3 protein-coding genes and 1 pseudogene are annotated in these 3196 nt (G+C 54.4%); 1 reads left to right on the top strand and 3 read right to left on the bottom strand.

The window, feature by feature from the left end:
• The 3 genes from RTY00_RS22435 to RTY00_RS22425 form a co-directional block, all read right to left on the bottom strand.
• The coding region (locus tag RTY00_RS22435) for a glycosyltransferase (RefSeq protein WP_312666338.1) at window positions 1–402 on the bottom strand (402 nt) is incomplete at its 3' end.
• Window positions 395–1471, bottom strand: a complete 1077-nt coding sequence (gene rfaQ / locus RTY00_RS22430) for a putative lipopolysaccharide heptosyltransferase III (protein WP_312666337.1) — start codon at window positions 1469–1471, stop codon at window positions 395–397. The genes RTY00_RS22435 and rfaQ, both read right to left, overlap by 8 nt.
• A 73-nt stretch (window positions 1472–1544) precedes the next feature.
• Window positions 1545–2534, bottom strand: coding sequence for a glycosyltransferase (locus RTY00_RS22425; protein WP_312666335.1), 990 nt, complete (start codon window positions 2532–2534; stop codon window positions 1545–1547).
• Between the two features lie 164 nt (window positions 2535–2698).
• Here RTY00_RS22425 and RTY00_RS22420 point away from each other — a divergent pair.
• Window positions 2699–3184: pseudogene (locus RTY00_RS22420) on the top strand (glycosyltransferase family 9 protein); the annotation flags it as partial.
• Window positions 3185–3196 lie beyond the last annotated feature (12 nt).

The raw sequence follows: 3196 nt of genomic DNA, 5'->3' as shown, positions 1-3196 counted from the left end.
CACATAACGATGATAAGGGCTGAGGCGGGCACTTAAGCGCTGCCACGGCGACACGATGCGCGCGCGCTGCTCCAGCCAAACGCGATGCACGCCATCACCGGCACGAAAGATATCGCAACCGGCGATGCGTTCGTGGCTCTGCACAATATCGAACTTCTCGCGTTCCCAACATTCACGTGCTGCACGCGCAAAACCGCGCTCGCGCGAGATGCGACCAAATTTCGCCGGATTACAAATGTGCAGATGCCAGGCCGGATTCGGCGTGCCGTGCCAGCTGCGGGTGATGATATTGAGATCGAGCTGCTCGCTATCCAGCGCTTCCAGCGCGCGCGAGATAAAACGTTCGGCACCGCCGTCTGGGCGGTATTTCTGCCGGACGATCGCCAGGCGTAACTTACTCATGCAAAAAACTCCGGGCGGCAGCCACCACATCCTCAACGGGAATGGCAGAAAGATAGCGCTGTTGCGTGTTGGTATCGATGGCGTCTGGCGAGGGCAGCGGACCATAATCACCGGCCCAGATTACGCGGTTGTGATCGCCCCACGGACGCCAGTGTTGCAGCTTGGTGGGGCCAAACAGCGCCAAACAAGGCGTTTCCAGCGCGGCGGCCATATGCATCGGCGCAGAGTCCACACCGATAAACAGCTGCGCCGCATCGATCAGCGCCGCCAGCTGCGGCAAGGATAATTGACCGGCCAGCGACACCACGTTATGGCTATGGCACAGCGACTGAATATTGGCGATCATCGCCATTTCTTTCTGGTCCGGCGCCGCAGTCAGTACCACGGTGCGGCCTTCAGCGACCAGCGCATCGATCAGCTGTGCAACTTTTTCATCTTCCCAGCATTTGAACAGCCAGCGTGAAGTGGGTTGCACCACAACAAATGGCATTTTCACCGCGTGCTGCGCGAGCACATCCTGCACTTTCTGTTGATCGGCTGCGCTGAAATGCATTGAGGCTTTTGCGCCTGCGGCGGTTATGCCCAGCGGCTTCAGCGCGGCCATATTCTGTTCGACGGTATGCAGCTGATTATGATCAGCCGTACTGACCAGATGATTATGTATCCAGCGCCAAATGGCGGTTTGACGTTTATGGAAAGCGAAACCGATACGCACCGGTGCGCCAGAAAGCCCCGTGATGATAGCGCTGCGCCACTGATCGGCGAGGTTAATCACAAGGTCATAATGGCAAGCGCGCACCGCTGAAAGCAGGGCCATCTCATGCCGGAATTTCTGCCAGCCGCCTTCCTTCTTCCAGTTGCGATCGATGATGTGTAACTGGCGAATAGCCGGATGCGCTTCCAGCATTGGACGGGTTTCTTTGTACAGCAGAACGTCGATATTCGCCTGAGGATAGCGTTGGCGCAGCGCGTTAATCGCGGGCGTGGTCAGCAGCATATCGCCGTGATGACGCAGCTTGATCAGCAGAATGTTTTTCGGTGCAAATTGGTCTGGAATCGGGCTTGCCATACTCAAATGATCTCAGAATTCAGTCAGCTGATTGTAGGGCAAACCCCAAAGGCGTGAAAGCCAGACTCGGCGCTTATTTCTTGCGCCAGCGATAAATCCGGCTCAGCCACAGCAGCAGTTGATACCATTGCTGAATACCGCGCGCGTTACGCAGCATGCGCTTATGGGTTTGCGTGGCGAACAGATCGGCAATCATCGCCTGACGCGCGCTCTCTTCGGGCTCGCGTCGAATACAGTGACAAACGCTGAGCGCCTCATGGGTGACCTGGTAGTGAAACGCCGGGTAGATTGTTACTTGATGGCGATAGCGTGCGTTGAGCTCTTCCAGCAATTGCGCAATTTTCAGGTAATGGCGCTGATACTCGACGTTGCGCTGGCCGGTGCGTTTACGATTACTGATTGAGGCATCATGCATGTAATAACGGTAAAGCACCCGATCGGTGTAGCGCACGCGTTGGGCATTGAGCATGAACTCCGTGGTCCACGGAATGTCCTGATGATGCAGGCCAGGTTCAAAGTAGAGTTTGAGCCGTTCGATCAAGTCGCGACGATAAATCCCCAGCCAAACCACATGCATATAGCGATGCGTTTGCAGCGCCTTGTTAAGCCACTCAGGGCCGCCGAGTACTTCGGTGCTGGTGAGGCGATCGAGAGGAATCAGCGGTTTAACTTGCTGACTGGCTTTGAAAAACCATTCTGCGTTGCACTGCGCAGCATCGAGATTGTCGCGTTCTGCCATCTCAACCAGCGTTTGATACATCGCCGGATCCATGGTGTCGTCGGCATCTGGAAACGAAACGTACTTACCGCGCGCTACCGCTAAGCCGGCATTGCGCGCGCGCGATACGCCGCCGTTGGCCTGGTGGATAACTCGTACATGTGGGTGCTGCTGCGCGTAGGCGTCGGCACGCTCGCCGGAACCGTCCGTGGAGCCATCATCAACAATGATGATCTCTAGTGAGGTGAAGGTTTGGGCTAGCAGCGAATTTATGAACATCTCGAACATCGCGCCAGCGTTGAAAAGGGGCGTGATGACTGAGAGCAAAGGGGTATTTTGTGACATTGTTATCTAATAATTTACCGATCCGTTGCGTTAATTATTAGTAAGGAATTCAGAACTTTTTGCACAATAATGGTCAAATGCCTTTTGTTCCCTGGTTTTCCGCATTTTTTTTGAGTTTGTCCTGGTGGATAAAGGTGACAAAACTCCTCAATCTGGGCATCAGCATGAAAAATATTCTCGTGATTAGGCGCGATAACATTGGCGACATGGTATGTACCACGCCGCTACTGGAAGGAATAAAACAGGCTTTCCCCGAGGCAAAACTTACCCTGTTGGTGAACAAAGTTGCTGAGGATGTGGTGAGCCATAATCCGCATGTTGATCGCCTCTATGTTTATAAGAAAGCCAAGCACCGCGCTAAGAATGAAACCACGCTGGGCGTGTATTGGCAGCGAGTAAAGGTGATGCTGGCGCTGCGTAAAACGCGCTTTGATGCCACGATTCTGGCCAATCCCGTTCCCTGTAAATACAGCCTAAGATTGGCGAAAATGGCTGGTGCCGGTAACGTGATTGGCGCGGCTCAGGCTGACGCGCAGCTGGATCATCCGTTCCAGAAAAGTGATTTTCACGGCGAGCATCAGGTTGAACACACCTACTCTTATCTCTCCGCGCTGACCCGCACGCCGCCCGCTGTTCCCGAAGTGAATCTCTAAGGAATACAT

It is taken from the genome of Pantoea sp. CTOTU49201 (genome assembly GCF_032054795.1).
Taxonomy (GTDB): Bacteria; Pseudomonadota; Gammaproteobacteria; order Enterobacterales; family Enterobacteriaceae; genus Pantoea; species Pantoea symbiotica.
Note: the sequence above shows the minus strand (reverse complement) of the source record. Positions and strands in the feature narration are given on the sequence as shown.

Coding starts and splice junctions, on each gene's coding strand:
- rfaQ (WP_312666337.1), bottom strand. CDS start 1,471: ATGGCAAGCCCGATTCCAGACCAATTTGCACCGAAAAACATTCTGCTG.
- RTY00_RS22425 (WP_312666335.1), bottom strand. CDS start 2,534: ATGTCACAAAATACCCCTTTGCTCTCAGTCATCACGCCCCTTTTCAAC.